Genomic DNA, 5,671 nt, shown 5'->3' with positions numbered 1-5,671 from the left:
TGTGTCCGCTCGGCGGGCCGCAGCTTTTTTCTGATTGCGTAGCCGGTCATGCTGGCCATCTCAATGGGGAGGTGGCGGATGGCGAATTATCAGCGAGATGCCGACAAAGAGCGGTACTGGCGTGGCGTACTCGATCGACAGGCGATGAGCGAGTTGAGCGTGCGATCCTTCTGCCGGCGTGAGCGGCTCAGTGAGGCGTCGTTCTATGCCTGGCGACGGACGATCGGCGAGCGAGATCGGATGTCGATTCCAGCGTCGGCGTTCCTGCCCGTCGTGGTGAGCGACGAAGTGCCGCCCAATCGCGCGTCGATCGTCATCGAGCTGGCCGGCGGCCGCGTGCTGCGGCTGCCGGAGTCGATCTCGACCGAGCGACTGGTCGAACTCGTCGCCGCTTTGGAAGCGAGGACCGCGCCATGATCACGGGCGATCTCGCGGGCGTGCGCGTCTGGCTGGCCTCGACGCCGGTCGACCTGCGGAAGAGCTTCGATGGCCTGGCCGAGGTGGTGCGATCCTTCTTGAAGGACGATCCCCTCTCGGGACATCTGTTCGTGTTCCGCAATCGGGGCGGGCATTTGGTGAAGATCCTGTGGTGGGATACCGACGGGCTGGCCATCTATTACAAGCGGCTGGAACGGGGCGAGTTTCCGTTCCCCAAGACGAGCGCCGTCTCGGTCGAGATCACCGGCGAGCAGTTGCTGCGCTTGCTGTCGGGCCTCCGGATCGAGCAGCGGCGCACCGCGTGAGGCGCGCGTGCCACCGCAAAAAAATCTCCGTGGCGCGAAACGCTCGCGGCCCGGCGGGGTATAAAGAAGCGATGAGCAAGGACGCCTCTCTATCGCTCGATCCCGCCATGCTGCCCGATGATCCGGCGCTGCTCAAACACTTCATCGTGGAGCGCGAACGACAACTTCTCTCCGAGCGCGAATCGCTCATCGCGCGGATCAAGGCGGAAGCGGCCCGGCAGATCGAAGCGCTTCGCGAGCGCATGGAGGAGAGAGAGGCGGAGCATGCCGCCGAATTGAAGGCGGCGGTAGCCGCCATCCTCTGTCGCTACTACGGCCCGCGCAGTGAAAAGTTCGATCCGCGGCAACTCTTGCTCTTCGGCCAGGTGGTCGAACAGCTTCCGCTCGACGAGGCGAGCATCGCCGAAGAGTCGGGCGAGCGGCTCGTCACGCGGCGGGTGAGAAAGCGTCACGAGCACGGTCGCTCACCATTGCCCGAGCATCTCGAACGGATCGAGATCGAGCACGACCTGGATGACAAGTCCTGCCCGGCCTGCGGGCACGATCGGCAGCGGATCGGCGCCGAAGTGAGCGAGCAGTTGGAATACTTCCCGGCCAGCCTCAAGGTCTTGAAGCACGTGCGTCACAAGTACGCCTGCGCGAAGTGCGACGCCGACGGCTACAACCCGAACATCGCGGCGGCCAAAAAGCCGCGGCAACCGATCGACGGCGGACTACCCGGTCCCAGTCTGCTGGCCTACGTGGTGGTGAGCAAGTTGGGCGATCACCTGCCGCTGTATCGGCTGGAAAACATCTTCGCGCGGCAACAAGTTCACGTGGCGCGCGGCACGATGTGCGGTTGGATGCGCGCGGCGGGCGAGCTGGTCCAGCCGCTTGTCGAGCTGATGGTTGGCCGCGTGAAGCAATCGCGCGTGATTCACACGGACGACACGCCGGTGCCCATCCAGTCGCCGGGCGCCAAACAGTGCCGCAAGGGGCGGATCTGGTGTTACCTGGGAGACGCGGCCCACCCGTACACGGTCTACGACTATACTCCCAACCGCGGCCGCGACGGTCCAGCCAAATGGCTCACAAGTTTCACGGGTTACCTGCAAGCGGATGCTTACGGCGGTTACGACGGCATCTTCGCCGGCGGCCAGGTAACGGAAGTCGCTTGTTGGGCGCATGCGCGCCGCAAGTTTTACGACGCGCAGGATTCGGATGGCAAGCGGGCTGCGCAGATGCTCGCGCTGGTCAGCGAGTTGTACGCCATCGAGCGCGAAGCGAAGGGCGCCGGCGATGAAGCGCGGCGTGCTCTACGCCAGGAGCGGAGCGTGCCCGTGCTCGCGCGGATCAAGGCGTGGCTCGACGCCGAAAGCGAGATCGTGCTGCCGCGCAGCCCGATAACGCAGGCGATCACCTACGCCCAGAACCAGTGGGAGGCGCTCGCCACCTACGTGACGCAAGGCTTCCTCGCCATCGACAACAATGCCAGTGAGCGGGCTCTCAAACGAGTGGCCCTGGGTCGAAAAAACTGGCTCTTCGCCGGGCATGACGCCGCGGCGCTGAATCATGCGCGGCTGTGGTCGCTCATCGCCAGTGCCGAGCGGCACGGCGTCTGCCCGCAGCGCTATCTCACCAGCGTCCTGGCCAAGCTGCCCTGCACGCCCGCCGGCGAGTTGGAACAGTTCTTGCCCGACGTGTGGAAGGCCGAGGACGCAGCCGAGCCGTCCCACAGCGTCGCTCCGCAAAACGCCGACTGAACTACTTCGATTGGCCCCCGCAACTTCCCCCAACCTGTGCTCCGCCGAGCGGACACGGCCGGATTCTTGATGAATAATGTGCTGCTCATTGCAGTCAGTATGCTGTGGGACACAAAACGTCGATCGTGCGCGTCGGCCATTGGTATCGCGGTATCTTTTCTCCTTGGTGTATCACAACTAGGACTAGCGGTTGGGTGGTCTCGGACCTGCACTGCAATTATCCATCACGCGGACGCGGACATCTGGGTCATTCCCCAGCATACAATTGCCTTTGATTACGGAACCACTCTTCCCGAGCAACGGTTGTATCAGGTGCGAAATGTCCCTGGTGTGAGGTCCGCGGAGCCCATGTTACTCTCATGGGCATTTTGGAAATTGGCGAATGGAAAACAACAAAATGTCGCGTTAATTGGAGTTGGTGAGCGTCTGGCAGGAGCACCATGGGCCATGCAAGAAGGCCAAATTGATTGCCTCAGGCGTCCCAATCGAGTGATCGTAGACGATCTGTTTCGCGACAAACTGGGCATCACTGGTGTCGATGACGATGCTGAAGTGCTACAGAAGAATGTGATCGTTGGTGGGCTGTCACGTGATGTGCGTACACTTACGGCGGCGCCACATGTGTTTATGGCGCTCGAGTCATTGCGCGAATGCGATCCGAGACTGAGAACTGATGACATCACGTACGTCCTAGTGCGATGTGTGTCCCCATTGTCGATTCAGACAGTCAAGGAATGCATCACTGCTGAAGTGCCGGGCGTTGAGGTGCTAACGTCGCGTGAGTTTGGCGTACGAACTTCCAGATTCTGGTTGCTTGAGACAGGTTTAGGGTTCACGGTAGCATTGACGGCCGCGCTTGGAGTGTTGGTTGGATGTGTTGTCAGCAGCCAGACGCTGTATGCCGTTACACATGACCACCTGAGAGACTACGCGACGCTACTTGCGGTAGGGTTCACTCGGGCAAGTGTACTTCAAATAGTGTTGGTGCAAGCGATGTTGCTTGGCGCGACCGGTATTTGCGTGGGCACGATTCTGTTTTGGTGGGCAGTCAAGGCGACGGCGTCGACACCAGTTCCAATCGAGACGACAGGGCCTGTGTACATGTCCGTGACAGCCGCGTGCTTTGGCAGCGCGGCATTAGCCGCGTGGGTGTCCGTGCGAACTATTCATCGCATTGACCCGATCTCGGTGTTTCAGTGAGCGTGTATATAGGTGGTTATAGTGCCGCTAGCCATCAGCGCGTCCAACCTGTCGAAGTCATATAACGATGGGACAAGCGAGCATCAAGTGCTTGTCAACATAAATGTGGACTTCGCGGCGAGCGATACTTGCGTATTACTTGGTCCTTCAGGGTCTGGCAAGACTACATTGCTGTCGATCTGTGGTTGCCTCTTGAGGCCTACCCGTGGGCAATTAACGGTGGCAGGCAAGCTTGTTCAGTTTGACCGTCCGGACATGCTGACGGAACTCCGACGACGCTCGATCGGTTTTGTCTTTCAGCAGTCCCAGCTGCTTCCCTTCGTAACGATCCAGGACAATCTTAAGATAGTCGCGAGAAATGCAGGAATGTCATACACTGATATGAACAGACGAATTTCTGAAGTTACACATTATTTGGATCTTAAAAAACACTTACACCGTAAGCCCGCTGAACTTAGCGGCGGCCAACGCCAGCGAGTCGCTGTCGCTAGGGCCGTGCTGCATCGGCCACCGATATTACTTGCGGACGAGCCAACCGCGGCCCTTGATTGGCAGAATGGTCAAGCGGCAATAAGACTGCTGATTGAACAGGCGAAACGAGAGAACGTGCTCCTAGTCGTTGTGACTCATGATACAAGACTGGTGCCACTATTCAATCGAGTTCTCCGAATCGAGTCGGGACAGATCGTTTCCGATACTGTACCGGAACCGCTCCAAAATTCGGCAGAGTCGGCGGAGATGCTGCCTTGAGCAAGCTTATTCTGGCTGCAGCGATATCTGTAACTAGCGGCGTGGTAGCCTGGTTGTACATTGTCGGCGGAGTGAGCCAGTTGTCTCAGACACCCTATGTTGGGCATTCCGTCGCAAGTGGGGGTGAGACTACAAACCTTCGAGATGCTTCACAGTCAGGAAGGGAGCTGATCCGTGGCATTGGCTATATCGAACCCGTTTCGGAGGTCCGCCGACTCGTGTTCAAAGTAGATGGAGTTATCGGTCGATTAGCCGTCGAAGTGGGGCAAGAGATTCGCAAGGGAGATGTGTTGGCGGTGCTCATTGACCATGACGACGCGGCCGCGGTAGCGGAAGCGGAGCAACAAGTGGTGTTGGCGGCGGCACAACGAGAGCAATTGCTGGCTGGCATGCATGTAGAGCAAGTCAACGCGGCGAGGCGCAACGTCGAGATTATGGAAGAACGGTTGCAGTTCGCCACAAAACAGCAAGCGCGCATCCTTGCGCTGACAGCTCGAGGAGTTACGACGGATGCAGAGCGCGATCAGACAGCCACTGAAGTTCAACAGGCGAGGAAGTCGCTCGAACAGGCGAAAGCCGAGTTGGCACTATTGGAAAGGCACGTACGCGCCGTTGACCGGGACGTCGCCGACGCGGAGGTACGCTTGGCCGAGGCACGCGTCGAGACCGCGAGACAGCGACTAGCCAATACCATAATGTTGTCCCCTCTCGACGGCATCGTTCTGGAGGTTTTTAAGCGCGAGGGGGAGGGCGCCCGTGTGCTCGATCGGGATCCGGTGATGATTGTCGCTGACAAATCGAGGTTGCGCGTGCGCGCTGAGATCGACGAACGCTTCGTGCATCGTCTGGCAGCGGGACAATCGGCAAGGCTGTATGGCCGTGGCCTGGGCGATGTGAGGTATCCCGGCACGGTGTCGCTAGTCAAGCGCTTGATGGGTAAAAAGACCGTCTTCAACAATGAGGCGAGCGAACGCAAGGACCTTGACGTGCTTCAAGTGCTTATCGACCTACCGGACGATTTCCAGGCGCCGTTTGGGCTGCAAGTGGATGTCGACATCATGATCGCGGCCGACAGCGGCCAAGCCGATTCTGACGATTGACGCTTAGATAATGGGTCGAGGGTGCCGGTGAATCCTGGCGCGCAACGGCCGTATTCGACTTGGGGGGCGGCTTCTCGACTCACGAACGCACGGGCTGAGCCCGTGGCACCCTGCACTCTGTGGGCTTATTGAACCA

At 59.6% G+C, this 5,671-nt stretch carries 6 protein-coding genes; all 6 read left to right on the top strand.

The annotated features are described in order from the left end of the window. Nucleotides 1–78: 78 nt before the first annotated feature. Nucleotides 79–417, top strand: coding sequence for a hypothetical protein (locus KF708_24915; GenBank protein MBX3415947.1), 339 nt, complete (start codon nucleotides 79–81; stop codon nucleotides 415–417). Continuing rightward, entirely contained in the window at nucleotides 414–743 is a 330-nt protein-coding gene (gene tnpB, locus KF708_24910; protein ID MBX3415946.1) for an IS66 family insertion sequence element accessory protein TnpB, read from the top strand. Before KF708_24915 ends, tnpB begins: the two co-directional genes overlap by 4 nt. Nucleotides 744–814: 71 nt before the next feature. After that, the gene (locus tag KF708_24905) at nucleotides 815–2,485 is read left to right on the top strand and encodes an IS66 family transposase (protein ID MBX3415945.1); all 1,671 of its coding nucleotides are present in this window, start codon (nucleotides 815–817) and stop codon (nucleotides 2,483–2,485) included. 348 nt (nucleotides 2,486–2,833) lie between these two features. After that, nucleotides 2,834–3,685 (top strand): FtsX-like permease family protein, encoded by an 852-nt coding sequence (locus KF708_24900; protein MBX3415944.1) that lies wholly within the window; start codon nucleotides 2,834–2,836, stop codon nucleotides 3,683–3,685. Nucleotides 3,686–3,706: 21 nt separating this feature from the next. Continuing rightward, nucleotides 3,707–4,435 (top strand): ABC transporter ATP-binding protein, encoded by a 729-nt coding sequence (locus tag KF708_24895; GenBank protein ID MBX3415943.1) that lies wholly within the window; start codon nucleotides 3,707–3,709, stop codon nucleotides 4,433–4,435. Beyond that, nucleotides 4,432–5,535: an HlyD family efflux transporter periplasmic adaptor subunit gene (locus KF708_24890; protein ID MBX3415942.1), complete on the top strand. Its 1,104-nt coding sequence runs from the start codon at nucleotides 4,432–4,434 to the stop codon at nucleotides 5,533–5,535. The genes KF708_24895 and KF708_24890 overlap by 4 nt, the downstream gene beginning before the upstream one ends. The last annotated feature ends 136 nt before the right edge of the window (nucleotides 5,536–5,671 follow it).

This window comes from Pirellulales bacterium (assembly GCA_019636335.1).
Classification (GTDB): domain Bacteria; phylum Planctomycetota; class Planctomycetia; order Pirellulales; family JAEUIK01; genus JAHBXR01.
Note: the sequence above shows the minus strand (reverse complement) of the source record. Positions and strands in the feature narration are given on the sequence as shown.